Source organism: Neorhizobium sp. DAR64862/K0K3 (genome assembly GCF_050500185.1).
Lineage (GTDB): Bacteria > Pseudomonadota > Alphaproteobacteria > Rhizobiales > Rhizobiaceae > Neorhizobium > Neorhizobium soli.
On record NZ_CP191449.1, the window covers coordinates 2,972,709 to 2,997,366 of the forward strand.

A 24,658-nucleotide genomic window follows, 5' to 3' on the forward strand; every position below is an offset into this window, starting at 1 on the left:
GACGCCCCCCTTAGAACTGGTAGCGGCGCATGCGCCGCTGGATGGCGAAAAGGTAAAACGAGACCCCGGCGAGAATGATGACGAACATCACCGCGGCGATCGTTGCCCCCATGGAGCGATCTCCGAGCTGCAGCTGGAAACCGAAGAAGGTGCGATAGAGAAGCGTGCCGAGAATATCCGTCGACATATCGGGGCCGGCAAGCGCGCCCTGCACCGTATAGACAAGATCGAAGGCGTTGAAATTTCCGACGAAAGTCAGGATCGAGATGATGCCGATGGCCGGCAGAATGAGCGGCAGCTTGATCTTCCAGAACTGGCTCCAGCCGGTAATGCCGTCGCATTCGGCAGCTTCGACCACTTCTTCGGGGATGCTCAAAAGCGCTGCGTAGATCAGCATCATGGGTATGCCGACATACTGCCAGACCGAGATCAGGGAAACCGCGATCAGCGCCGGCCCGGACTGACCAAGCCAGGGCGCAAACAGCCATTTCGCACCGGCAAGGCTCATCAGCCAGGGCGCAACGCCCCAGATGGGCGAGAGGATGAGCTTCCAGATAAAGCCGACGATGACGAAGGAGAGAAGCGTCGGAAGAAAGATGGCGGTGCGGTAAAAGGCGGCGAAACGCAGTTTCGGCAGCGACAGGAGTGCTGCGAGCGCAATGCCGATCGGGTTCTGCACGCACATGTGGATGGCGAAGAAGATCAGGTTGTTGGTGAGCGCATTCCAGAAATCGCGCGCCCAGCGGACATCACCGAAGAGGACCTGGTAGTTTGCAAAGCCGACGAAGGACTGAGCACCATCGACAGTGTTGTAGAACGAAAGCCTGAGCGTCTCGATCAGCGGCAGGATCATGATCGCCGTGTAGACCAGCAGCGCCGGCGCCATGAAGACGACGATATGCCAGCGGAACGGGCGCTTGATCGATACCGACTGCAGGGCAGATGAAGGGTGGATGTCGCTCATGGCTTTGCCTGTTTTCTTGTGCTTGCGCTGGCGCAGCATGATCACGATACCTCCCCCTTGAAGGGGGAGGTCGCAGCGAAGCTGCAGGTGGGGGTGACACCACACGCACAAGGATCACCCCACCCCGGCCCGTCGGGCCGACCCTCCCCATCAAGGGAAGGGGAAGCTTGTCACTTACCTGGCTTGTACCAGCTGTCGAGGCCCTTCTGGAGCTTTTCGGCGGCAACGGCCGGAGTATCGGTGCCGTTGATGACGTTGGCCGATTCGACCCAGGTCTCGTTTTCGAGGTTCGGGGTGCCGCGCGACAGGATCTGATAGGTCGAGCGGACCGTCGGCTTGTATTTTTCACGCCAGGAAACGAATTCCTGCGCCATCGGATCTGCCATCTTCACCGGCGACGAATTCAGACTGAAGAAGCCCGGAAGAGAATTGGCGTAGATCTCGGCGAATTCCGGCGAAGCAACCCAGGTGAGGAACTTCTTGGCTTCTTCCGGATGCTTGCTCTTGGTGTTCAAGCCAACGCCGATATCCGGATGGTCGGAGATGTAGCCGGTTTCGCCAGCCTTGAGCACCGGCGGCGGGAAAGCGCCCATCTTGAACTGGGCCTGGCTGGTGAAAAGCGCAATTTCCCATGAACCGGCAGGGAAGATCGCCGCGCGGCCGAGCGTGAAGAGGTTCTGGCTATCGGCGTAGGTCTGGGCTTCGAAACCGTCGCCGAGATAAGGCTTCCACTTGGCCAGTTCTTCGTAGGGCTTGACCCATTCCGGATCGGTCAGCTTCTGCTTGCCTTCGATCAGCGCCTTGCGGCCTTCCTCGCCCTTCCAGTAGTTCGGGCCGATGTTCTGGTAGCCCATCGTTGCGGCTTCCCAGAGATCCTTGGTGCCCATGGCAAGCGGGATGAACGTACCGTCAGCCTTGATCTTGTCGAGCGCGGCGTAGAATTCTTCGTTCGTCTTCGGCACTGCGATCTTCAGCTGGTCGAAGGCGTCCTTGTTGTAGATGAAGCCGTGGATGACGGATGCCATCGGCACGCAGAAGGTGGACTTGCCGTCGTCTGTCGACCAGGCGGCCTTGGCGACCGGCGAGAAATTGCTCATGCCCGACAGGCTGGTGAGATCGACGAGCTGCTTCTTGTTGAAGAGTTCGAGCGAGGCATCGAACGGACGGCAGGTAATGATGTCGCCGGCGGAACCTGCATCGAGCTTGGCGTTGAGCGACGCATTGTACTCGGTCGGTGCGGTCGGCGAGAAGTTGAGCTTGATGCCGGGGTTCTTCGCTTCGAAGGCCGGGATCAGCTTTTCTTTCCAGATCGCCAGATCGTCATTGCGCCAGCTCTCGATGTTGAGCGTGACATCGGCCGCAGACGCTGCACCCGCGGACGCGAGCACCGTCGTGGCCAAAAGAATTGTTTTCAACAGGCTGTTCATGCTGTTCTCCCTTATTGGTTAGCGCCTTGCGGCGCGAGTCTCGGTCGTTTCCGTCATCTTCAGTTCCGCTAGTGCTTTCCTCAACACCTGATCGGAACGAATAAGCAGCGATTGTGCGGCGTCGATATCGGGGGCGCCTTCAGCCAGAAGCACGGCGATCTTCACCGATCCGTCCGCCACCTGCAGATATCTTACCGCCTCGTCGGCAGTCACGCCTGCGATATCGGCAACCATGCCGGCGGCGCGGGTGCGCAGCTTGGCATTGTCGGCGCGCAGATTGACCATGTGTCCGTCATGCACGTGACCGAGCTTGATCGCAGCCAGCGTCGACAGCATGTTGAATGCAAGCTTCTGTGCGGTCCCCGCGCCCATGCGCGTCGATCCAGCCACCAGTTCCGGCGGCGTTTCGAGAAGGACGGCGACATCGGCATGATTGAAAAGCGGTGCATCGGGATTGTTGGCGAGTGCCACGACCTTTGCGCCACGGGCCCCGGCAATTTCGACGATCTTCAGCACGTAAGGGGTCGAGCCGCTTGCAGAAACGGCGAGAACGCAGTCTCCCGCCGCAATGATCGCTGCATCCTGATCGGCCAGGGCGATATCATCCTCCGGCGCACCCTGCAGGTCAGCCAGGACGGACGTTCCGCCGGCAAGAAGAAGGACGATCTGCTCGCGTGCAATGCCGTAGGTTCCGGGAAGCTCGAGCGCATCGGCCATGGCCATCAGGCCGGAGCTGCCGGCGCCTGCATAGACAAGCTTTCCGCCACGCCTCAGAGCCGACGCAACGAGTTCCGCGGCATCCGCAAGAGCGGGGATCGCCGCATCGACGCTCTTGGCCGCCTGCTGCTGACCGGACGCCAGAAGCCGAAGGATTTCGGTCGGGGCGCGCGTATCCAGCCCTTCCGTATTCCCATGCCTGGCTTCGGTGGCTGTTTGGCTCATCCGTTTCTCCCTCAAGCAAAATGATGCCAAAAAAATACCAATTGTCCAGCAGGAAATTAACGAAAGTTACCGACTGAAACATGGCAGCTGGCGTTTAGTACTAATAATCGAGTTAAAATAGCGTCTTAGCCCCGCTCTGTCCGCATCAATAATTTCGCGCTTGGTAAATGGTATTTTTTTGGTATCATTCTTCGTGGAGGTATCCATGGCGGATTACGTGATCGGGATAGATGGCGGCGGGACAAGCTGCCGGGCGGCACTGGCCGATAGGAACGGCACCCTACTCGGCCGCGGCAAGAGCGGTGCCTCCAATATCCTGACCGATCCCGACACTGCCCTCAGGCATATTGCTGAAGCCGCAGAGCTGGCGTTCGAAGATGCCGGGCTCACGCCGGATCTTTCATCCGCATCTGCAATCCTGGGTCTTGCCGGCAACAATGTCGGCGGCGCGGTGGGCTATGTGACCGAACGTCTCCCCTTTGCCAGATCGCAGATCGTTTCTGACGGCGTCATCGCCTTGCAGGGCGCGATCGGTGACGAAGACGGTGCGATCGGCATCGTTGGGACCGGGACAGTCTACATCATCCGCAGCCACGGTCAGTTCAGATCCATCGCCGGCTGGGGGTTTCAGGTGAGCGATCTCGGTAGTGGCGCAAGGCTCGGGCAGCTCGCGCTGCAGGAAACCCTGCTTGCCTTCGACCGGATAAGGCCGATGACGCCGCTCTGCGAGGCGATCCTGGCCGAGTTCGACAACAATCCGGAACTGATCGTCGATTTCGCGCGGCTGGCCAAGCCTGGCGACTTCGGTCGTCAGACTCCAAAGGTTTTCGACTATGCTCGCCGTGGCGACGAGACGGCTTTGCGGATCCTCCATACCGGTGCTGCCGGGATCGACGAAGCGCTCGATGCCGTCATGGCGCTGAGCGGCGACAAAGCAAAACTCTGCCTGCTTGGTGGCCTTGCACCGCTTTATCCTCGCTATCTTGCCGAGAGGCACAGGCTCCGTCTTTCCGAGCCGCGGGCCGACGCAATGACCGGCGCCGTCGAACTGGCCGTCAAGGCCTTTGCATCTGGAGCACGGATGGAGGCGTGCGCATGAGCGAGGCGCTGACGGCCATCTTGCCCCTCGACGGCCTGCAGTCCGGCGGCTCCGGCCCGCTTTATCTCAAGCTGCGCCAGAGCCTGGAAGATGCGATCCGGTCCGGCAAGCTCGGTCACGGCGACGCGCTTCCCGCGGAGCGGGATCTCGCCGACTATGCGAGCGTCAGCCGCGTCACGGTGCGCAAGGCCGTCGACGATCTTGTCCGGGACGGGCTTCTGACCCGCCGCCATGGATCCGGGACCTTCGTGGTAAAACCGCTGTCGCGCGTCGAGCAACCTCTGACCAAGCTGACATCGTTTACCGAGGACATGGCACGGCGTGGCCTGGTTTCCCGATCGGAATGGCTGGAGCGCGGATTGTTTCATCCCTCGCCCGAAGAGATGATGATGCTGGGTCTCGCACCCGGCACGATGGTTGCCCGGATCGGACGTTTGCGCTTTGGGAACGACATGCCGCTTGCCATCGAGCGCGCCAGCATATCGGCAGAATTCCTGCCCAACCCGGTATCGCTCCAGCAGTCGCTTTATGCGGAACTTGAAAAGAAGGATGCGCGACCGGTACGCGCCATCCAGCGGATCTCCGCGACCAATCTGAAAAAGATCGACGCCGGCCTGCTTGAAGTGCCCATCGAGGCGGCGGGCCTGTCGATCGAACGCGTTTCCTACCTGGCCTCCGGCCGGGTGGTGGAGCTTACCCGCTCGCTTTACCGGGGCGATGCCTATGATTTCGTGGCCGAGCTTTCGCTTGGCGACAGCTGATCAGACGAGGATGACGATGAAGACCCATATGCGCCAGGAAATCGACGAGATACCGGAGGCGACAGCCCGATTGCTCGACCGTTCGGCGGCAGACATTGCCAAGGCCGGCAAGGCCCTGCGCGACAAGGATCCGGCCTTCCTGGTAACGATCGCGCGCGGTTCCTCGGACCATGCTGCGACGTTCATCAAATATGCGATCGAGTTGACGGCAGGACGTCCGGTCGCCTCGCTCGGACCGTCGCTTGCCTCGATCTACGGTGCCAATATGCAGCTTGGCGGTGGCGCTGCGATCGCCATCTCCCAGTCCGGCAAGAGCCCGGACATCGTCGCGATGGCGGAGGCTGCGACCCGGTCAGGAGCGGTGACGATTGCGCTGACCAATACGCTCCCGTCGCCGATCACCGAGGCATCGCTGTATGGGGTCGATATCAATGCGGGTCCGGAAATTGCGGTTGCGGCAACCAAGTCTTTCGTCAGCTCGATTGTCGCCGGTCTTGCCCTTCTCGCCGAATGGACCGCCGATGACCGGCTGAAAGCGGCGGTTCGCGCCCTGCCCGGCCATTTCGATGGAGCCATCAAGCTCGACTGGAGCGCGTTTGCGAGCGAACTCGGAGATGCTGATTCGCTCTACATGCTCGGCCGCGGCCCGGCGCTTGCGATCGCCAGCGAGGCTGCGCTCAAATTCAAGGAAACGTCCAACATGCATGCGGAGGCCTATTCCGCGGCAGAAGTCCTGCATGGTCCGGTGGCGCTGGTGGAAAAGCGTTTCCCCGTGCTGACATTTGCCGCAAGGGACGCGGCGGAAGCTTCCGCCGTCCAGATCGCAGACAGTTTCGCGACCAAGGGCGCGCTCGCCTACGCGACCTCCGACCGAGTCACGGCTGCCCGAAAGCTGCCCTTCGTCGCAACAGGCCATCCGCTGACCGACGCGCTGGCGCTGATCGTGCCCTTTTACGGTTTCGTCGAAGCCTGGTCGCGGTCGAAGGGGTTTGATCCCGATCAGCCGGCAGCCCTCAACAAAGTCACCGAAACCCTATGACCGACCTCAAGGCTCTGACTGCAAACCGCATCTTCGACGGCGCCGACTGGCATGAGAATGCCGCGGTCGTGTTTTCGAACGGCCGGATCGATCGCATCCAGCCTACGGCTTCGCTTTCGCCCGAGATCCAGAGGATCGACGGTGGCGAGATCATCGCTCCGGGCTTTATCGACCTGCAGGTCAATGGCGGCGGTGGCGTGCTCCTCAACGAAGAGCCGACGGTCGAGGGTATCGCCACCATCTGCGCCGCGCATGCGAAGTTCGGGACGACGGCGCTGTTGCCGACACTGATCACCGACACGCCTGACATTTCCGCCCGGACCGTCGCCGCCGGCATGGATGCGAAGAACCGCGGCATTCGCGGTTTTCTCGGACTGCATCTCGAAGGTCCGCATCTGTCCGTTGCCCGCAAGGGAGCGCACGATCCCAAGCTCATCCGCCCGATGGAGGATCGCGACCTCGATCTGATGCTTTCCTGCAGACGGGCGCTCGATGTTCTGATGGTGACCATTGCGCCAGAAAGCGTGACCGCCGAACAGGTGGCAAAGCTTACAGATGCTGGCATCATCGTCAGCCTCGGCCACACGGAAGCGAGCTATGATACGGCGACGGCCTATGCCGAAGCTGGCATCCGCACGGTCACGCATCTCTTCAACGCCATGAGCCCGCTCGGTCACCGCGAACCGGGGTTGGTTGGGGCGGCGCTCGATACGGCAGCGCTCTATGCGGGCCTGATTGCAGACGGCATCCATGTCCATCCCGCCGCAATGGGGGCAGCGCTTCGCGCCAAAGCCGGTCCTGGAAAGATTTTCCTGGTGACCGATGCGATGTCGACGATCGGGACCGACATGACATCCTTCACGCTCAACGGCCGCGAAATCCTGCGCAAGGATGGCCGGCTGACCCTTGCCGACGGAACACTCGCCGGCGCCGATATCGACATGATCTCTTCGGTTCGATACGTGCACCGCAATCTCGGCCTGTCGCTGGAGGAGGCCTTGCGCATGGCTTCTGCCTATCCCGCCCAGGCCGCTCGCATCGAGGATCGGAAGGGTTTTCTGAAGCCCGGATATGATGCGGATTTCGTCATGCTTGGCGCGGATCTCTCCATGCAAAGCACCTGGATTTCAGGAGAATGTTCGCACGCACAGATCTGAAGGACCTATCCGGCCAGCGGGAAATCGATCCGGACTTTCAAGCCTGTGCCGCCTGAGCCATCGTGAAGCGATAGGGCAGCGCCGTGTAGGCGGGCGATCTCTTCGACGATCGGCAGTCCGAGACCGGTGCCGGATACATCGCCGCGGCCGAGGCGTCCGAACCGTTCGAGCACGGTAGCTCGCTTTTCGGGCGGAATGCCCGGGCCGTTATCCTCCACCTCGAGCCGGGCCGTCTCGCCACTCCGTTCGATGCGGAGGGTGACCTCCGTGCCGGAGCCCGCATGAAGGATCGCGTTGACGATCAGGTTCTTCACCAGTTCTCCGATCAGCAGCGGCTCGACATTGACTTGCATTACGCCCTCTCCTTCGAACCCGAGGTCGATGCCACGATCGGCGGCGCCCGGCACATGATCGCCCGTCAGGCCGCGGACGAGATCGGTGAGATCGAGCTTGCGGAATGCTGCCGAGCGTCCGGCCGCATCGATCTTTGCCATCAGCAGCAATTGCGCGAGGATATGTTCGGCACCTGCGACCGCTTCATCTGCCTTGCGGACCGCCGTCTTTGCCGTGGCCAGGTCGTCCGCCCGGTCGGCAAGTGCGAGCTGCGTGCGCACGATCGCAAGCGGCGTGCGGAGCTGATGGCTGGCATTGCCGGTAAAGTGGCGCAGCGCATTCAGCGCGCTTTCGAGCCGGACCATGAACGAATTGACGGTGTCGACCAGGCCCTGCACCTCGTTCGGCACCCTTTCCCCGATCGGATGCAGATCGTCCGGACTGCGTTCGGCGATCGCTTCGCTGAAGCGATAGAGGGGCCGCAGAGACAGCGTGACGGCGACCCAGACGATCACGGCGGCACCGATGATCATGAAGAGAATTCGCAGCGCCGAGCGTATCAGGATGGTGCGCGTCAGCTGTTCACGGGCCATGGTGGTTTCGGCGACCGTGACGACGAAGGGAACCGAGCGGATGCCGGTCGACGCGGATCTGGCAAGGACGGCGACCCGGATGGGCTCGCCCCGAAAGCTGGCGTTCTCGAACGCCACCGCCTGGCCCTCCCGACGCGCGATGGAGGGAAGGTTCTGGTAGCCGGTGATGAAGGTGCCGGGCGGCCCGTCGACGCGGTAGAAGACCCGGTCCTGCGCGGCAGAGGTCAGCATTTCCAGCGCCACATAGGGGATGTCGACCTCGAGCGCTCCGTCTTCCGCGACGATCACGCGCTCGGCGATCGCCAAGGCCGAACCCGCAAGCACACGATCGGACACTTCGTTGGCCGTATCGAGAGCCTCATCCCATGTATCGAACATGGCGACGCCACCGATCAGCGCCGTGGAAAGAAGGAGCCATGCAAGAAGCCGGCGGCGGAGCGAATAGGCGGCTGTCGGCGTCATTCCGGAGAGGCCATTTTCTCGAGATAATAGCCAATGCCGCGCGCGGTCTTGACGGTCAGACCATAGACCGCAAGCCGCTTTCTTAGTCGGCTCACATACTGCTCGATCGCATTGGACGAGAGGTCGTCGTCGAACCCTGTCAGCGACCGAATGATCGCCTCCTTGGAGACCACCTTTCCGGCCCGCATAAAGAGGAGTTCGAGAAGGGCCACCTCGCGCGCCGGGATATCGAGCGGCACGCCCTGGCTCGAAAAGGTTCGGGAGGTCAGATCGAAGGTGACGCCGCCATAGGTGACGACAGAGCTTCGAAGGCCCGCCTGGCGGCGAAGAAGGACGCGGATGCGCGCCTCGAATTCCGGCACGTCGAACGGTTTCGTCATGTAATCGTCGGCGCCGAGATCGAGGCCTTTGACCCTCTCTTCCGGCGTGCCGCGGGCGGTGAGGATCATCACCGCCGCCCGGTTCTGGCGGGCGCGCATGGCCTTCAGAACATCGAGACCATCCATTTCGGGAAGGTTGAGGTCGAGAATGACCAGATCGTAGCTTTCGGCGGCGACCGTTGCCTCCGCCGACGTTCCGTCGGCCACGAGATCGACCACATAGCCGCTGCCGCGCAAAATCGCGGCAAGGCCCGATGCCAGCGTCTGATTGTCTTCGACAAGAAGGATACGCAAACCGTCATTTCCCCGTTCCGGCTGACTCTTATCGCCGGGACGCGGGGTTGTCACTGGACACAGCAGCGTCTGCCGTTAGCTCGCCTAGCTGCGGCCGAGATAATCGGTCTTGCCGATGGGTACGCCTTTGTGGCGGAGGATCGCGTAGGCGGCGGTGAGATGGAAATAGAAGTTGGGCAGGGCAAACCCGAGAACGTAGTCGGTGGCTGTGAATTTCATCTCGCCGGACCGGGTCTTCAGCACGACCTCTGCCTCGTCGCGACCGGACATGCTGGCGGGAACGACGGTCTTCAGGAAGGCGACCGTCTTGTCGATGCGGGCATGGAGATCGGCGAACGTGACTTCGTTATCCTCCATCGCGACGTTTTCGAGCTGGCCGACGCGCACCGGGACGAACTTGGCCGTGTCGCTGGCGCGCTGGATCTGACCCGTCAGCGGCAGCATGTCCTCGATCAGGCGCGCTGCGAGAAGCTGGCTGTGGGGAATGCCCTTCTCGTCGGCGAAGGCTTCGGCTTTCTTCAGGATCTCGGAGAGATTGGCAAATCCACGGATAAACGCCGGGACGGAGACGTCGTATAGGGAAAGCGACATGGTTGTGACCTCAAAGGGCTGGTGGGGAAATCGCCATTCACAGGTAATAACGGCGACCGGCAATACAACAGGGGAGCGGTAGACCGCGAGCCCTGCATTCCGGACACCAGTGAGGGATTTCCAACGGCTTGCCGTAAGCGCCCGGGTCGGGCATTCTTGCCCGCAATGAAAAAGCTTCTCCTCTGTCTTTGTCTCATCGCTGCGCCGCATCTGGCCGTCGCGGAAGTGCTGATGTTTCCTGCCCTTTCGGGCAACAAGGATGCGCCTGTCCTTACCGTCTATTCGTCGCTGGACGAGCCTCTTGCCAAGCCGATGATCACAGGCTTCCAGTCGTCCAACCCAGATGTGGCGGTGTCCTACGAGGACATGCTGACGGGAGAGATCTACGACCGGATCGTGCGGGAGACCGACGCGGGCCGCAAGACCGCCGATTTCGCGTTTTCGTCGGCCATGGATCTCCAGGTCAAGCTCGCCAATGACGGTTACGCCCAGGCGAGCGATCTGCCGATGAGCGGGCGATGGCCCGAATGGGCGAACTGGCGCAATACGGTTTACGCGCTGACCTTCGAGCCGGCCGTGTTCGTCTACAACAAGCCGAGTTTCAAGAACGAGGCGCCGCCTGCCACCCGCGCCGAGTTCATCGCGTTTCTGGCGCGCCAAGGTGACCAGGCGCATGGCCGCATCGGCACCTACGATATCGAACGCTCCGGTGTCGGCTTCCTGTTCATGTCGCGCGACCAGGAACAGTTCGGCGACATCTGGTCGGTGGTGCGGGCGATGGGCGAAGCGGGCGTCAAACTCTATTCGACAAGCGGCGCCATCCTCGAGAGGGTGGCGGATGGCCGTTTCCTGATGGGTTACAATATCGTCGGTTCCTACGCCGCCGACTGGGCCTCACGGAACCCGAATGTCGGGATCGTCCTGCCGAAGGACTATACGGTGGTCATGTCGCGTATCGGGCTGGTGCCGCAAGCTGCTCAACGTGCCGATCTCGGAAAGCGCTACCTCGAATTCTTCATGTCGAAGGAGGGCCAGACGATTATGGCCCGCGAACTGCAGATCCCGGCCGTCAGTCCCGAAGTGTCCGGCAACAACACCGCAACGACGATGCGCGAGATGCTGGGCGGCCAATTGAAGCCGGTGCCAGTCAGCCTCGGGCTGATGGTCTATCTCGATCAGGTGAAACGGGCGCGGCTGATCTCGAAATGGAACGAGGTCTTGCGCCAGCAGTGATCAATTCTGGCGATTTTGAGGCATTTACCCTTGTCAAACAGACGCAGTCAGGGAAATGTCAGGTAGATGTCAGCTTGTTATGCTGCCTTAGAACCATTCGAGACCCGTTCGGAGGCGGACTCGATCGGTGACGGGAGGAGATCAACGGACGGCACCAGTCCGCTCAAATCGATCCTACCGTTGCGCCATCAAAGATTTCGTCCAAAAGGACGTCAACGGAGGACATACCCTTGAAACATTTTCTCATCGCATCTTTCCTCGCGGGCGCAGTCGCCTTCCCGGCCGTAGCGGCTGACTATTCGGTCATGGCACCGGCAGCGCCGGGCGGCGGCTGGGACCAGACGGCCCGCACCATGCAGGTCGCCCTGCAGCAGGAGAAGATCTCCAACCGCGTCCAGGTCATGAACGTTCCGGGCGCCGGCGGCACGATCGGCATCGCCCAGTTCGCCAGCCAGCAGAAGGGCAACCCGAACGCTCTGATGGTTGGCGGTTACGTCATGGTCGGCGCAATCCTCACCAACAAGTCGCCGGTAACCCTGAAAGACGTCACACCGATCGCACGCCTCACCGGCGAATACGAAGTGATCGTCGTCCCGACATCTTCCGACATCAAGACGATGGCGGATCTGGTCACCAAGCTGAAGGCTGATCCGGGTTCCGTATCCTGGGGTGGCGGTTCGGCTGGCGGCACCGACCATATCGGCGCTGGCCTCATTGCAAAGGCTGCCGGCGTAGACCCGACCAAGATCAACTACATCGCGTTTTCCGGTGGCGGCGAAGCGCTTGCCGCGATCCTGGGCAGCCAGGTGACGGCCGGTATCTCGTCCTACGGCGAGTTCGAATCGCAGATCAAGGCCGGCTCGCTGCGCCTGCTGGGGATCTCGTCCGACAAGAAGATCGACGGCATTGATGCCCCGACGCTGAAGGAATCCGGTCTCGACGTCGTGCTGCAGAACTGGCGCATGGTTGCCGCTGCTCCCGGCATTTCCGACGAGCAGAAGAAGACCATCACTGCCGACATCGAGAAGCTGGTAAAGTCCAAGACCTGGCAGGATAACCTGAAGACCAAGGGCTGGATGGACACCTACCTCTCCGGTCCGGCCTTCGATGAGCAGCTCGCCAAGGATATCGCTGCGACGGAAACCATCCTGAAGGACATCGGACTGGTCAAATGAGTTCTGAAAACACGACTACCGAACAGCGCCGCCCTGATTGGGCGGCGCTTGCCATTGCAGCCGTACTCGCGATCGTCGCCGCCGTCATCTTCATCGATGTGTCGCGGCTGACGAGTACGACTGGCTACTCGCCTGTCGGCCCCGCCTCCGTGCCCTACTGGATCGCTTTCGGCCTGATCGGCCTTGCCATCTGGACGGTCTTTGCGGCATTCCGTCGGGATTTCCCCGCGCGCGAACGGCAGGAATTCGGTCCCGTCGCCTGGGTTGTCGCCGGGCTTCTCGCCCAGATGATCCTGATCCGGTTCGTCGGGTTCTCGATTGCGACGGGCCTGCTTTTCGCTTTCGCCGCACGCGGCTTCGGTGCCCGTCGGCTGCATATCAGCATTCCGATCGGCATCGCGATCTGTCTCGCCATCTGGTACCTGTTTGCGGGCGTCCTGCAGCTTTCCCTTCCCGCCGGTCCGCTGGAAAACCTGCTCCTTTAACTTGGAGCCAGAGAGTTAATCCATGAGCACTTTCGAATTCCTTCTTCAGGGTCTGGCCTCTGCCGCAGAGCCGATGAACCTGTTTTACGCGCTCGTCGGCGTAACGCTCGGCACGATGGTCGGCGTGCTGCCCGGCATCGGCCCGGCAACCACCGTCGCGCTGCTTCTGCCCGTTACCTACCAGCTGGATGCGACCGGCTCGCTGATCATGTTTGCCGGCATCTATTACGGCGGCATGTACGGGGGATCGACGACCTCGATCCTTCTCAACACGCCAGGCGAAAGCGCCTCGATCGTGACCGCGCTCGAGGGCAACAAGATGGCCCGCGCAGGACGCGGGGGGCCAGCGCTGGCAACAGCTGCGATCGGTTCCTTCGTGGCCGGCCTGATCGCCACGCTCGCGCTCGCCTTCGTTGCACCCTATATCGTGAAGCTGGCGCTGGTGTTCGGTCCGCGCGAATATTTCGCGCTGATGGTTCTCGCCTTCGTCACAGTCTCGTCGGCTTTCGGAAACTCGACGCTGCGTGGCCTGACATCGCTGTTCATCGGCCTTGCTTTGTCGCTTGTCGGCATCGATCAGCTGACCGGCCAGAACCGCCTCTCCTTCGGCGTACCTGACCTTCTCGACGGCATCGAGGTCACGACCATGGCAGTTGCGATGTTTGCGATCGGCGAGACGCTGTTTATCGCAGCCCAAGGTGCCAAGGCCCCCGACAAGGTGGAAGCGATCAAGGGCTCCGTCTGGATGACCGCTCAGGACTGGGCGCGTTCGTGGAAAGCCTGGCTGCGCGGGACCGTCATCGGCTTCCCGATCGGCGCGATGCCGGCCGGTGGTGCAGAAATCGGCACGTTCCTCTCCTATGCGACCGAGAAGCGTCTTTCCAAGCATCCTGAAGAGTTCGGCAATGGCGCGATCGAAGGTGTTGCCGGTCCGGAAGCTGCCAACAACGCCTCGGCCGCCGGTACGCTCGTTCCGCTGCTGACCCTTGGTCTGCCGACGTCCGCGACGGCTGCGATCATGCTGGCCGGCTTCCAGCAATACGGCCTGCAGCCGGGCCCGCTGCTGTTCGTAACCAACCCGCAGCTGGTCTGGGGCCTGATCGCTTCGCTTCTCATCGCCAACCTGATGCTGCTGGTGTTGAACCTGCCGCTGGTCGGTCTGTGGGTGAAGCTGCTGACGATCCCGAAGCCTTGGCTCTATGCCGGCATTCTCGTGTTTGCGACGCTTGGCACGATCGGCGCCAATCCGTCGGTGTTCGAGCTTGGCATGCTGCTCGCCTTCGGTCTCGTCGCCTACATCATGCGCGTGTTCGACTATCCGATCGCTCCTGTTATCGTCGGCCTGATCCTTGGTCCGCTCGCCGAGCAGCAGCTGCGTCGTGCACTGTCGATCAGCCAGGGCGACGTGACAGTGCTGTTCACCTCGCCGATCGCTGCAGGCCTTCTGCTCGTGGCAGCGGCTGCCCTGATCGTACCGCTGGTGTTGCGCATGCGCGGACGCGGCAATGTGCTGAACCAGATGGCTGCCAGCGAAGACTAAGGACCTCAGACTTCCCAAACGAAACAAGCCCGGTCTTCCGAAAAGGAGGCCGGGCTTTTTGCTTTCTTAACGGAGGTTCTCTCAGTGCCCGAACACGGACCAACCGGTTTCATCGGCCAGCATTTCGAGCGCCAGCGAGCCGACCAGCGAATTGCCGTTCTGATTGAGGCCCGGCGACCAGACGGCCATCGACGCGCGTCCGGGCGCCACGGCCATGATGCCGCCGCCGACGCCACTCTTGCCGGGAAGCCCGACGCGGTAGGCGAATTCGCCGGACCCGTCATAGTGGCCGCAAGTCAGCATCAACGCGTTGATGCGGCGTGCCCGCTGGCTTGAGACCACCGTGTGCCCGGTCATCGGGTTGCGGCCGTTGGCGGCGAGGAATAGACCGGCGCGCGCCAGCTGGGTGCAGGTCATGGAGATGGCGCAGTGGTGGAAATAGACGCCGAGCACATGCTCGACCGGATGCGAGAGCTTGTTGAAAGAGCGCATGAAATTGGCAAGCGCAAAATTTCGGTAGCCGGTCGCTTCCTCGGATTTCGCAACCGACGGGTCGATCGCGATCGTTTCGTCATCCGCCAGATAGCGGACGAAGCGCAGGATCTCCCCGATCGCCTCGCGCGGCGTATGGCCAGCAAGAACGAGATCGCTGACGGCAATTGCGCCGGCATTGATGAAAGGGTTGCGGGGCTTTCCGGCCTCCTGTTCAAGCTGGACAATGGAGTTGAAGGGAGAGCCCGACGGCTCCCGACCGACCCGGTTCCAGGTGGTTTCGCCATGCTTGCCGAGTGCGAGCGTCAGCGTGAAAACCTTCGACACGCTCTGGATCGAGAAGGGTTCGGCACAATCACCAGCGCTATGGACCTTGCCGTCGACCGTGACGACCGCCATGCCAAACTTGCGTGGATCGACATGGGCAAGCTGGGGAATGTAGTCGGCCACCTTGCCCTCGCCCAGCCGGCTCTGCAGCTTGGCGTGGATCCGGTCGACGATGGCCTGCAGATCGTCCGTCATTGCTCACACTCCGAGATATCGATCCTGCAACCCTGGTGTCAGATCGGCTGGTGCGCCGGTCCAGACGCTTCTGCCGTTTTCGAGGATGACGCACCGGTCGGCAACCGGTAAGAGCTCGGACAGCGTCTTGTCGACCAGGAGAATGGACAAGCCCTTCGTCTTCAACTGGCGCAACGCCTTCCAGATATCCTGGCGGATGACAGGTGCAAGCCCCTCCGTCGCCTCGTCGAGGATCAGCAGCCGCGGATTGGTCATCAGCGCGCGTCCGATCGCCAGCATCTGCTGCTCGCCGCCGGAGAGCGATCTGGCCATCTGCGCATGCCGTTCCTCCAGACGGGGAAACAGGGCATTGATCTCTGAGACGGTCCATTCACCGGGTCTTGCGGCGGCGACCAGGTTTTCGTGAACGGTGAGGTTCGGGAAACAGCGGCGTCCCTCGGGCACAAGTCCGACGCCCAGCCGCGCCACCTTGTAGGGTGCCAGCTTCCCGGTGTCCTTACCATCGAAGACGATGCGGCCGGTTTTCGGGCTCAAGAGATTGCAGATCGACTTGATGGTCGTGGACTTGCCCATGCCGTTGCGGCCCATCAGCGCCACGACCTCGCCTTCCGCCACCGCAAATTCGACGCCGAACAGCGCCTGGCTGCTGCCGTAGTACGTCGCGATATCCTTGACATCGAGCAGCATCAGGCGTGATCTCCCAGATAGGCGGTACGGACCGCCGGATCGCGCCTTATATCCTCAACCGTGCCGGTTGCGATGATGCGGCCGTAGACCAGAACCGAAATCCGGTCGGCCAGCGCGAAGACGGCATCCATATCATGTTCCACAAGCAGGATCGGTGCTTCCTGGCGCAGCGTATCGAGAAAGCCTGTAAGCCGTTTCGAACCTTCCGGCCCCATTCCCGCCATCGGCTCGTCGAGAAGCAGAGCCTTCGATTGCAGGGCCAGCGCCATGGCGATCTCCAGCTGGCGGCGCTCGCCGTGGGAAAGCTCGGCCGCCGGCAGGCGTGCCCGGTCGGACAGACCGACGCGCTCGAGGATCGCCATCGCAGGATCGATCAGCGATCTGTCGCGCATGACAGGTCGGAAGAAGCCGAAACTCGAGCCTTGCTTCGCCTGGACCGCCAGCATGACGTTTCGAAGCGCCGAAAACTCCGGTGCCAGCGACGACACCTGAAAGGTGCGCCCGAGCCCACGGCGTGTGCGTGCGGCAGCGCTCAATGCACCGATGTCTTCGCCGGCGAGGCGGATCGTGCCGCTATCCTGCTTGAGCGTGCCGCAGATCTGGTGGATCAGGGTCGATTTTCCCGCACCATTCGGGCCGATCAATGCGTGGATTTCGCCCGGCTTGAGATCGAGCGTGATGCCGTCGGAGGCACGAAGCGCGCCGAAGCTTTTGACGAGATTGTCTATCTGAAGAACCGGCTCAACCATGTTTCGTCTTCCCGGCAAGCAGGCCCAGCAATCCGCCGCGGGCAAAGAGAACCACGCCGAGAAGGATGAGACCGAGGAAGAACTGCCAGCGTTCGGTGAGGCCGCCCAGCGCGAACTCGAACGCCACATAAAGCGCTGCCCCTGCCAGCGGCCCGAAAAGCCGTCCGGTGCCGCCGAGAATGATCAGCACGATGAGTTCGCCCGACATGTGCCAGGCAAGCATGGACGGGCTGACGAAGCGGTTGAGATCTGCGTAGAGCGCGCCGGCAAGGGCTGTGATCATGGCCGAGATGACGAAGCCCGCGAGCCGGATCCGGTAGGGGTCGATCCCGAGGGCGGCGACGCGGATCTCGTTCTGGCGGGTGGCAGCCAGCGCCGCACCGAACCGCGACGCGCGGATCAGCGCGAAAAGGCCGATACCGGTCAGCAGAACGGCATAAGCGACGAAGAAGAAATTCAGCGGGCGCATGGTGTTCGTGCCCGGAAATTGATTGCGCACCGCGATCGATAGCCCGTCCTCGCCACCATAGGCCGGCCAGGATATCGCGAAGTAATAAACCATCTGCGCGAAGGCGAGCGTGATCATGATGAAATAGACGCCTGAGGTCCGCAGGCTAAGCGCCCCGATGGCCAGCGCCACCAGACCGGCCGCGATGACGGCGACCAGCCAGATGATCGGCATCTGCGCCGTGCCCGAGAGATCGAACAAAAGCGGCTCGCCTGATAGCGCGTGGCTTGCAAGAATGCCGGCGGCATAGCCCCCGATGCCGAAAAAGGCCGCGTGGCCGAACGACACCATACCGCCGAGGCCGAGCGCAAGATTGAGGCCGAGTGCGGCCAAAGCGAGGATGGCGATGCGGGTCGCAAGGGTTATGTAGAACGGCTGGCCGAGCGCGCTCGCGGCCAGGGGCACGGCGAGCAGCAGCACGGCCAGCGTGAAATTGACGGCGTTTTCGCGGGTCAGCACCATCGTTGAACGGCCTTCATGCATGGGCTGGCGGAAACAGGCCGCGAGGTTTTACCGACAGGATCACCGCCATGACCACATAGATCAGCATCGATGCCGCAGCGCCGCCGATCATGCCCGCCTGGGACGGATCCATGAACAGGGTCAACAGTTGCGGCAGAAGAAGGCGGCCGAGCGTATCGGTGATGCCGACGAGCAGTGCGCCAACGAGCGCACCTTTGATCGAACCGATGCCGCCGATGACGATCACCACGAAGGCGAGGATGAGCACCGGTTCGCCCATGCCGACCTGAACCGATTGCAGCGGGCCGACGATTGCGCCGGCAAGCCCGGCCAGAGCGGAGCCCAGTGCAAAGACCAGCGTATAGAGCGTGCGGATATCGACGCCGAGTGCGCCGATCATCTCGCGGTCGCTTTCGCCGGCCCGGATGCGCATGCCGAGCCGGGTCTTGCCGATCAGCAGGTAAAGGCCGAGCGCCACCAAGGCACCGACGGCGATGATCGCCAGGCGGTAGACGGGATAGGTTGCATCCCCCGGCAGAGCGACCGCGCCCTGCAGCAACGGCGGAATATCGAGATAAAGCGGGAAGGAGCCAAACAGCCAGCGGGTGCCTTCGGAAAAGATCAGGATCAGTGCAAACGTCGCCAACACCTGATCGAGATGATCGCGGTCATAGAGCCTGCGGATGACCAGGAGTTCGACGATGGCACCGGCTGCCGCCGCACAGGCAAGGCTGGCGACGAGACCGAGCCAGAACGACCCGGTCAATGCTGCAACGGCCGCGCAGGCGAAGGCGCCGACCATATAGAGCGAGCCATGGGCGAGATTGATCAGGCCCATGACGCCGAAGATCAGCGTCAGCCCGGCAGACATGAGAAACAACATGACGCCGAGCTGGATACCGTTCAGCAGCTGCTCGAGAGCAAGCGAGATGGTCACATGCTTCCCTTAGATCTTGCAGTCTTTGGCGTAGGCATCGCCATGATCGGCAAAGATCTTCTCGACTGTCTTGTTGGTCAGAACGCCGTCCTTCTTCACCACTTCCGTCAGGTAGATGTCCTGGATCGGATGCTGGTTGGTGTTGAACTTGAACTTTCCACGCGGCGACTTGATGTCGGCTTTGAGAAGTTCGGCGCGGAAAGCCTCGGTATCCTTGACGTCTGCCTTGGCAGCGGCCGACGCGATCAGCTGACCGGCATCATAGGCCTGAAGCGCATAGATCGACGGCAGGCGATTGTATTCGGCCTTGAAGTCGGTGACGAATTTGCGACTGACGTCGGTATCGAAATCCGGAGCCCACTGCCCCGATGCCTTGGCGCCAAGCGCCGCATCGCCGATGGCCGGCAGGACGTCCTGGCTGAAGGAGAAGCCCGGGCCCATGACGGGGATCTTCACGCCCGACTGCGCGAACTGCTTCATGAAGGAAATGCCCATGCCGCCCGGCAGAAAGACGAAGATGCCGTCTGCACCCGATGCCCGCATCTGGGCGATTTCGGCGGCGTAATCGGTCTGGCCGACCTTGGTATAGACTTCGCCCGCCAGTTCGCCCTTGTAATAGCGCTTGAAGCCGGTCAGCGAATCCTTGCCGGCCGGATAGTTCGGCGCCAGGATGAACATCTTCTTGTAGGACTTGTTGGCATATTCGCCGACAGCTTCGTGAAGATTGTCGTTCTGATAGGCCGCGTTGAAATAGAGCTTGTTGCAGCCGGCACCGGCGAGCGCTGCGGGTGCCGCATTGGTCGAGACGTAGAACTTGTCCTGCGCAACCGCGCCAGGCACGACAGCCATCAACAGGTTCGACCAGACGATGCCGGTGAGCAGGTCGACATTGTCGCTCTGAATCATCTTGTCGGCGATCTGGACGGCAAGTTCCGGCTTCTGCGCATCATCTTCGGTGACGACGGTGATATCCTTGTTGCCGGACTGCTTGATCGCCAGCATGAAGCCGTCGCGCGTATCGACACCGAGGCCTGCACCGCCGCCTGATAGCGTGGTGATCATGCCGATCTTCAGCGGTTGGGCGATCGCCAGACCGGATGCGCCGAGGCCGAGTGCCATCGTGGCGGCTGCCAGGATTTTCTTCATCGTCATTCTCCCCTTTTTTTGTCCCCTGCTCCGCCAATCCATCGATGGCGGTGAAACCGTTACCTTCCACATTCGCCGGCAAACTTCCACCGCGTGCAAGCGCAAAAAGCATCACAAAGCAAACTATGCCGACGAGGAGAAGTCTTGGAACAGCAAGTCAGGCTTTCCAGCGACATCGGGGGCGGGTTATGACGCTTGTCGGATCGAACAGGAGACAATCACATGCGCCACGGGATCATCGACTGGGACGACGCCTATGCCAATGGCCCGAACATTCCAAAGGGCGATCGTTGGCCTGCTGCCTGGGTGGAACCGGCAAGACTGTACCGCGAAACGCTCGCGGCCGAAGGCCGTGCAAAGCTCGGCATTGCCTATGGCGACAAGCCGCGCAACCGGTTCGATCTCTTGCTGCCCGCCGGAAAGCCGGTCGGCCTCGTCGTCTATGTCCATGGCGGCTTCTGGATCGCGCTCGACAACAGCTACTGGTCGCATTTTGCCCATGGTGCTCTGGAAAGCGGATATGCGGTGGCACTGCCGGCCTACACGCTTGCGCCGGAAAACCGGATCGCTGAAATTACCCGCGAGATCGGTGAGGCGATCACGGCAGCGGCAGAGCTGGTGGAGGGGCCGATCCGGCTTGCCGGGCATTCGGTCGGCGGGCATCTGGTGACGCGGATGATCACCAACACATCGCCGCTCGCAGAGCCGGTTCGCCAACGCATCGTCAACACGGTATCGATCTCTGGCGTGCATGACCTTCGCCCGATCATGAGGACGAAGATGAACGAGAAGCAGCGGATCGATCCTGACGAGGCGCAGCTGGAAAGCCCGGCCTTGCTGGAACCCCTCCCGAACACGCGCCTCACCTGCTGGGTGGGCGGCAACGAGCGCTCGGAATTCCTTCGCCAGAACGCGCTGCTCGCCAATATCTGGAAGGGTCTGGGGGCCGAGACCGAAGCTGTCGAGGAGCCGGACAGAAACCATTTCACGGTCCTGGACGGGCTATCCGATCCGCACCACCCTCTGACGAGAGCGCTTTTGGCCTAGCGTGTTTCGTCGCTAGAGAGACGCGGCGCCGCGGGCGGCCTGATCGTAATGGCCGGACAGGGCGCGAAGGCGGGCTGCGACATCCGACAGGGAGTCGGCGGATACTTCGGTCGCCAGGACGGATTTGACGAGCAGGCTTTCACGCATTGCTTTGTAGCGGGCACAGGCTGCAGCGCCCGCTTCCGTCACCATGACCAGCTTTTCCTTGCCGCGTCTGCCGGACTTGATCAGCTTCAGCCGTTCCAGCTTTTTCAGCGCGTAGGTCACGACGTGTGTGTCTTCGATATTGAGGACGAGCGCGATATCGGCAAGCGTCTTCGGTTTGTTGCGGCTGTTGACGTTGTGGAGGACGAGAATGTCGACGGTCGAAAGGTCGGGCACTCCGGATGCCGCCATGCAGCGCACCATCCAGCGGCTGAACGCATGATTGAGCATGGTGAGGCCGAACTCGATTTCGGACAGAGCCGGCAGCGCGCCGCTTGCTAGGTGCTCCGAAGAAACGATCGGGCCAACAGTGTCTATCGGTTCGGACATGAGCTTCTCCGGAATGAGAGGGCGCCGCGGCACGATTGCCACGGCGCTTCCGAAATCACATCTTCTTGTAGGCGTCCAGAATGGCGGCGCCATCTGCGCCGGCTTTCTTGGACCAATCCTCGGTCAGCTTGGCGCCGATTGCGGAAAGGCCGGTCTTCAGTTCGGCGCTTGGTTCCAGAACCTGCATGCCGTTCTTCTTCAGCGTTTCCATGTAGGACGCCGTCTTTTCGGCGGCCATCGACCAGCCGCGGGTTTCTGCAGCCGCAGCCGCATCCGTCACGGCTTTCTGCGTGGCGGCGTCGAGGGCTGCGAACGCAGCCTTGTTGACGAAGATGACGTTCTTCGGGATCCAGGCCTGGGTGTCATAATAGTGGGTCAGGGATTCCCAGATCTTGCTGTCGACGCCCGTGGCGCTGGAGGTCATCAAGCCATCGACGACACTGGTTGCCAGAGCCTGCGGCAGTTCGGCAGCCTGGACGGTGACCGGCTGGGCGCCGACCAGTTCCGCAATACGCGATGTGCCGACATTATACGCGCGCCACTTCAGACCCTTCAGGTCGGCGACGGTGTTGACGTCCTTCTTGGTGAAGAGGCCCTGTGGCGGCCATGGCGTGGTGTAGAGGAGCTTCAGGCCCTGCTTGTCGAGCGCCTGTTCGATGGCGGGCTTCGAGGCCGTGTAAAGCTTCTTGGACTGTTCGAAGCTGGTGGCGAGGAACGGCACGACGTCGATCCCGAAGACCGGGTTTTCGTTTTCGTGCAGCGACAGCAGCACTTCGCCCGCCTGGGCCTGGCCGGTCTGGACCGCGCGCTTGATATCGGGGGCCTTGAAGAGGGAGGCATTCGGATGAACGGTGATCTTCAGCTCACCTTTGGTGGCCGCATCGATGTCCTTGGCGAACTGGTTGAGGTTCTCGACATGGTAGTTGGTCGGCGGATAGGCAGATGGCAGGACCCAGTTGGCTGCGAAAGACGATGCTGTGGACGCGAGGAGCGCGGCTGCGGCAATGCCGAGGCGGGCGAGTTTTCCAGTGACCTTCATTTTCAGTTCCCTCTTTGTGATTAACCCGGGAATGCCATTTTCGGCAGAACCATCACGATTTCCGGGAAAACCGTAATGATGGCGACGGTCGCCACAAGCAGGAAAAAGAATGGCAGCGAGGCTTTTGCCACCGTCAGGCTATCGCGGCCGCTCATCGTCTGCAGGACGAAGAGATTGAAGCCGACCGGCGGAGAGACCTCCGCCATCTCGACGATGAGCACCAGAAAGATGCCGAACCAGACGAGATCGAAGCCGGCCTGCTGGATCATCGGCAAAACGACAACCGTGGTGAGGACGATCATCGAAAGACCATCCAGTGCCGCACCAAGGAGAATATACATGATCGTCAGCACGGCGATCAGAGCGTAAGGGCTGAGGTTGAAGCTATCGACCCAGGCCGCCAGCGCGTTCGGAATGCCGGTATATCCCATGGCGATCGACATGAAGCCGGCACCCGTCAGGATCAGCATGATCATGCAGGTGAGACGTGTCGCGCCCATGACGCTGTCCCAGAAGGACTTCCAGCTGAGCGTTTTCGACCAGGCGGCAATGGCGAGCGAGCCGGCCACACCCCAGGCCGCACATTCCGTCGCCGTGGCCCAGCCGAGCAACAGCGTTGCGAAGACGAGGATGATCAGGAGGCTGACTGGAATGAGGTTGGCCGATTCCTTGAGTTTCTCTTTAAAGCTCATTTTCGGCGGCGCAGGCGGCTGCTTGTCGGGGTTGAGCAGTGACCAAATGGCGATATAGCCGCAATAGAGGACCATCACGATCAGGCTCGGCAGGAAACCCGCGAGGAAGATCTGGATGATCGAGACGTTGGCGGCGACCGCATAGACGACCATGGTGATCGATGGCGGGATGAGAATGCCGAGCGTGCCGGCACCGGCCAGCGAGCCGAGGCTGACCATCTCGTCATAGCCTCGCTTCTTCAACTCCGGCAGGGCGATCTTGGCAATCATCGCCGTGGTTGCAGCCGAGGAACCGGAGATCGAGCCGAACAGGCCGCATCCGAGAACGTTGACATGCATGAGCCTACCCGGGAGCCAGCCAAGCCAGGGTGCCAAACCCCGGAACATCTCTTCGGACAGCTTTGTCCTGAAAAGGATTTCGCCCATCCAGACAAACAGCGGGAGCGCCGCCAGCGACCAGGACGCGCCGTTGCTCCAGGAGTTGGTGGCCAGCACCGCGCCAAACGGAATGCCCGGCACGAAAAGCATGGCAATCAGGCCGCAGATCAGCAGCGAGAAGCCGATCCAGACTCCGGCGGCCAGAAGCGCCAGCAGCGCGACGAGGACGACGCCGGCGATTTCAACGAGTTCAATCGTTCCCATGCGTCAGGCCCCGCTCTGCATTGCGCGTTCGATTACTTCTTCGGCCGTTTCGGCAGGCGGCTTTTCGTAGCGCGGCGACCCACCGAAAAGCACGTGCAGAAGCTCGTCCGTCATGGCGACAGCCAGGATGATCAGGCCGCCGGAAAAACCGATCTGGGGGATCCACAGCGGCATGGCGATGACGCCTTGGGCAAGATCGTTGAACCGCCACGACGTGACGTTCATGTCGAAAGCGTACCAGGCGAAATAGAGGGCAGCGGCGGACCCAACCAGCAGGGCAAAAATCTCGACCATCTGGCGGGTACGGCCGGTGAACCTTTCCACCAGCAAGCCGACGCGGATCATTTCGCCGGAGCGGAATGTATGGGCGAGACCGAGGAAGGCGGACGCCGCCATTGCCCAGGATGCGAAATCGTCGCCGGCCGGGACGTCTATCCCAAGCGGGCGGCCTGCGGATAGCGCGAGCATGATGAGGAAGATCGCGACCAGGAAGAGGCCGGCAAGCCAGCCCGACACGAGGTACAATCCGTCCAGCCCTTTGCGGAGCCATTCGGGGAAAATGCTGTGGCGTGGATCAGCGGCGGACACGGTTTGCCCTCCGCACAAGAATGCGTAGATCGCTCATATGGCTTCCCCTCGGTTGCCGGTATGGCGCGGCTCTCGTGGCCGCTTTGCCTGTTATAAGGGCATGATGCAGCAATAGGCATTTTCCTGTCAATCAAACAT

Annotated in this window: 25 protein-coding genes; 9 read left to right on the forward strand and 16 right to left on the reverse strand. The window is 61.6% G+C overall.

The window, feature by feature from the left end; all coding sequences use genetic code 11:
• Window positions 1-10: 10 nt before the first annotated feature.
• The 3 genes from ACQY1L_RS14470 to ACQY1L_RS14480 all read right to left on the reverse strand — a co-directional run bounded on the left by ACQY1L_RS14470 (window position 11) and on the right by ACQY1L_RS14480 (window position 3,333).
• Window positions 11-964, reverse strand: a complete 954-nt coding sequence (locus tag ACQY1L_RS14470; RefSeq protein ID WP_092664145.1) for a carbohydrate ABC transporter permease — start codon at window positions 962-964, stop codon at window positions 11-13.
• Window positions 965-1,134: 170 nt separating this feature from the next.
• Complete coding sequence (locus ACQY1L_RS14475; RefSeq protein ID WP_062454219.1) at window positions 1,135-2,391, reverse strand: ABC transporter substrate-binding protein; 1,257 nt, start codon at window positions 2,389-2,391, stop codon at window positions 1,135-1,137.
• A gap of 18 nt (window positions 2,392-2,409) precedes the next feature.
• Window positions 2,410-3,333 (reverse strand): N-acetylmuramic acid 6-phosphate etherase, encoded by a 924-nt coding sequence (locus tag ACQY1L_RS14480; RefSeq protein WP_430241404.1) that lies wholly within the window; start codon window positions 3,331-3,333, stop codon window positions 2,410-2,412.
• Between the two features lie 205 nt (window positions 3,334-3,538).
• Between ACQY1L_RS14480 and ACQY1L_RS14485 the strand changes: the two genes are divergently transcribed.
• Genes ACQY1L_RS14485 through nagA form a run of 4 tightly spaced genes read left to right on the forward strand, consistent with a single transcriptional unit; the run spans window position 3,539 to window position 7,389 of the window.
• Complete coding sequence (locus ACQY1L_RS14485; protein WP_430241406.1) at window positions 3,539-4,432, forward strand: BadF/BadG/BcrA/BcrD ATPase family protein; 894 nt, start codon at window positions 3,539-3,541, stop codon at window positions 4,430-4,432.
• Window positions 4,429-5,193, forward strand: a complete 765-nt coding sequence (locus ACQY1L_RS14490; protein WP_092664018.1) for a GntR family transcriptional regulator — start codon at window positions 4,429-4,431, stop codon at window positions 5,191-5,193. Before ACQY1L_RS14485 ends, ACQY1L_RS14490 begins: the two co-directional genes overlap by 4 nt.
• A 10-nt stretch (window positions 5,194-5,203) precedes the next feature.
• Window positions 5,204-6,232 (forward strand): SIS domain-containing protein, encoded by a 1,029-nt coding sequence (locus tag ACQY1L_RS14495; protein WP_430243983.1) that lies wholly within the window; start codon window positions 5,204-5,206, stop codon window positions 6,230-6,232.
• Complete coding sequence (gene nagA, locus ACQY1L_RS14500; RefSeq protein WP_430241408.1) at window positions 6,229-7,389, forward strand: N-acetylglucosamine-6-phosphate deacetylase; 1,161 nt, start codon at window positions 6,229-6,231, stop codon at window positions 7,387-7,389. The genes ACQY1L_RS14495 and nagA overlap by 4 nt, the downstream gene beginning before the upstream one ends.
• Before the next feature lie 5 nt (window positions 7,390-7,394).
• On the opposite strand, the gene ACQY1L_RS14505 is transcribed toward nagA, so the two are convergent.
• The 3 genes from ACQY1L_RS14505 to ACQY1L_RS14515 all read right to left on the reverse strand — a co-directional run bounded on the left by ACQY1L_RS14505 (window position 7,395) and on the right by ACQY1L_RS14515 (window position 10,042).
• Window positions 7,395-8,777, reverse strand: a complete 1,383-nt coding sequence (locus ACQY1L_RS14505; RefSeq protein ID WP_430241410.1) for a sensor histidine kinase — start codon at window positions 8,775-8,777, stop codon at window positions 7,395-7,397.
• A complete protein-coding gene (locus tag ACQY1L_RS14510; protein ID WP_113109268.1) occupies window positions 8,774-9,451 on the reverse strand; it encodes a response regulator transcription factor in 678 nt (225 codons plus the stop codon). The genes ACQY1L_RS14505 and ACQY1L_RS14510 overlap by 4 nt, the downstream gene beginning before the upstream one ends.
• Before the next feature lie 84 nt (window positions 9,452-9,535).
• On the reverse strand, window positions 9,536-10,042 hold the full coding sequence (locus ACQY1L_RS14515; protein ID WP_430241412.1) for a DUF1993 domain-containing protein: 507 nt from the start codon (window positions 10,040-10,042) through the stop codon (window positions 9,536-9,538).
• A 165-nt stretch (window positions 10,043-10,207) separates the two neighbouring features.
• Between ACQY1L_RS14515 and ACQY1L_RS14520 the strand changes: the two genes are divergently transcribed.
• The 4 genes from ACQY1L_RS14520 (at window position 10,208) to ACQY1L_RS14535 (ending at window position 14,475) form a co-directional block, all read left to right on the forward strand.
• A complete protein-coding gene (locus tag ACQY1L_RS14520; protein ID WP_062454228.1) occupies window positions 10,208-11,275 on the forward strand; it encodes an ABC transporter substrate-binding protein in 1,068 nt (355 codons plus the stop codon).
• Between the two features lie 230 nt (window positions 11,276-11,505).
• Window positions 11,506-12,450 carry a Bug family tripartite tricarboxylate transporter substrate binding protein gene (locus ACQY1L_RS14525; protein ID WP_062454229.1) on the forward strand — a complete coding sequence of 315 codons (945 nt, stop codon included), beginning with the start codon at window positions 11,506-11,508 and terminating at the stop codon, window positions 12,448-12,450.
• Entirely contained in the window at window positions 12,447-12,935 is a 489-nt protein-coding gene (locus ACQY1L_RS14530) for a tripartite tricarboxylate transporter TctB family protein (protein ID WP_062454230.1), read from the forward strand. The genes ACQY1L_RS14525 and ACQY1L_RS14530 overlap by 4 nt, the downstream gene beginning before the upstream one ends.
• 22 nt (window positions 12,936-12,957) lie before the next feature.
• Complete coding sequence (locus ACQY1L_RS14535) at window positions 12,958-14,475, forward strand: tripartite tricarboxylate transporter permease (protein WP_430241415.1); 1,518 nt, start codon at window positions 12,958-12,960, stop codon at window positions 14,473-14,475.
• 81 nt (window positions 14,476-14,556) lie between these two features.
• Here ACQY1L_RS14535 and ACQY1L_RS14540 read toward each other — a convergent pair whose 3' ends face one another.
• The 6 genes from ACQY1L_RS14540 to ACQY1L_RS14565 are packed head-to-tail and all read right to left on the reverse strand — an operon-like array spanning window position 14,557 to window position 19,978.
• Window positions 14,557-15,489, reverse strand: a complete 933-nt coding sequence (locus tag ACQY1L_RS14540; protein WP_062578522.1) for a glutaminase — start codon at window positions 15,487-15,489, stop codon at window positions 14,557-14,559.
• A gap of 3 nt (window positions 15,490-15,492) precedes the next feature.
• On the reverse strand, window positions 15,493-16,179 hold the full coding sequence (locus tag ACQY1L_RS14545; RefSeq protein WP_430243985.1) for an ABC transporter ATP-binding protein: 687 nt from the start codon (window positions 16,177-16,179) through the stop codon (window positions 15,493-15,495).
• Window positions 16,176-16,925 carry an ABC transporter ATP-binding protein gene (locus ACQY1L_RS14550; protein ID WP_430241417.1) on the reverse strand — a complete coding sequence of 250 codons (750 nt, stop codon included), beginning with the start codon at window positions 16,923-16,925 and terminating at the stop codon, window positions 16,176-16,178. Before ACQY1L_RS14550 ends, ACQY1L_RS14545 begins: the two co-directional genes overlap by 4 nt.
• Entirely contained in the window at window positions 16,918-17,895 is a 978-nt protein-coding gene (locus tag ACQY1L_RS14555) for a branched-chain amino acid ABC transporter permease (protein ID WP_430241419.1), read from the reverse strand. The genes ACQY1L_RS14550 and ACQY1L_RS14555 overlap by 8 nt, the downstream gene beginning before the upstream one ends.
• A 13-nt stretch (window positions 17,896-17,908) precedes the next feature.
• Window positions 17,909-18,832, reverse strand: a complete 924-nt coding sequence (locus ACQY1L_RS14560) for a branched-chain amino acid ABC transporter permease (protein WP_062578515.1) — start codon at window positions 18,830-18,832, stop codon at window positions 17,909-17,911.
• Between the two features lie 9 nt (window positions 18,833-18,841).
• A complete protein-coding gene (locus tag ACQY1L_RS14565; RefSeq protein WP_430241421.1) occupies window positions 18,842-19,978 on the reverse strand; it encodes an ABC transporter substrate-binding protein in 1,137 nt (378 codons plus the stop codon).
• A 222-nt stretch (window positions 19,979-20,200) separates the two neighbouring features.
• Here ACQY1L_RS14565 and ACQY1L_RS14570 point away from each other — a divergent pair, with 222 nt between their 5' ends.
• Window positions 20,201-21,025 (forward strand): alpha/beta hydrolase, encoded by an 825-nt coding sequence (locus ACQY1L_RS14570; RefSeq protein WP_430241423.1) that lies wholly within the window; start codon window positions 20,201-20,203, stop codon window positions 21,023-21,025.
• Window positions 21,026-21,037: 12 nt separating this feature from the next.
• On the opposite strand, the gene ACQY1L_RS14575 is transcribed toward ACQY1L_RS14570, so the two are convergent.
• Genes ACQY1L_RS14575 through ACQY1L_RS14590 form a run of 4 tightly spaced genes read right to left on the reverse strand, consistent with a single transcriptional unit; the run spans window position 21,038 to window position 24,520 of the window.
• Entirely contained in the window at window positions 21,038-21,559 is a 522-nt protein-coding gene (locus ACQY1L_RS14575; RefSeq protein ID WP_062454239.1) for a winged helix DNA-binding protein, read from the reverse strand.
• 55 nt (window positions 21,560-21,614) lie between these two features.
• The gene (locus ACQY1L_RS14580; protein WP_430241426.1) at window positions 21,615-22,598 is read right to left on the reverse strand and encodes a TRAP transporter substrate-binding protein; all 984 of its coding nucleotides are present in this window, start codon (window positions 22,596-22,598) and stop codon (window positions 21,615-21,617) included.
• Window positions 22,599-22,618: 20 nt separating this feature from the next.
• On the reverse strand, window positions 22,619-23,932 hold the full coding sequence (locus tag ACQY1L_RS14585; protein ID WP_325263654.1) for a TRAP transporter large permease subunit: 1,314 nt from the start codon (window positions 23,930-23,932) through the stop codon (window positions 22,619-22,621).
• A gap of 3 nt (window positions 23,933-23,935) precedes the next feature.
• Window positions 23,936-24,520 carry a TRAP transporter small permease gene (locus ACQY1L_RS14590; protein WP_430241428.1) on the reverse strand — a complete coding sequence of 195 codons (585 nt, stop codon included), beginning with the start codon at window positions 24,518-24,520 and terminating at the stop codon, window positions 23,936-23,938.
• Window positions 24,521-24,658 lie beyond the last annotated feature (138 nt).